The organism is Neisseria sp. P0021.S007 (assembly GCF_051956855.1).
Map to the genome: position 1 here is coordinate 1 of NZ_JBQCXA010001439.1, position 481 is coordinate 481.

At 51.8% G+C, this 481-nt stretch carries 1 protein-coding gene; it reads right to left on the reverse strand.

Annotated elements, in window-relative coordinates; all coding sequences use genetic code 11:
- The coding region (locus ACTHUR_RS19595) for a DnaB-like helicase C-terminal domain-containing protein (protein ID WP_440400457.1) at positions 1-481 on the reverse strand (481 nt) is incomplete at both ends.

The following is a 481-nucleotide window of genomic DNA, read 5'->3' on the forward strand; positions in this document are numbered from 1 at the left end:
ATTCGGGTATGTAGGCTGCATTGTCGAATTTGGTAAATTGTCCCATCCAAGTGAGGAATACTTTCCCGACAGGACCGTTACGGTGTTTACCGATAATACATTCCGCGAGTCCTTTCATGGGCGATTCTTGGTTATAGTATTCATCACGGTACATAAACATAATCAGGTCAGCATCCTGCTCGATGGCACCGGATTCCCGCAAGTCGGACATCATTGGACGCTTGTCGGTACGTTGCTCTACGGTACGGCTCAACTGCGACAAGGCAATGACGGGAACTTGCAGCTCCTTCGCCAAGGCTTTGAGGGAGCGCGAAATTTCGCCGAGTTCTGAGGCGCGGTTGTCCGAACGTCCTGATCCTGCCATTAATTGCAGGTAGTCAATTACGATTAAGCCCAATTTTCCGTTGAACTGGCGTGCAAGGCGGCGGGCGCGGGCGCGCAGTTCAAGTGCGGTCAAGCCCGGTGTTTCGTCGATATACAT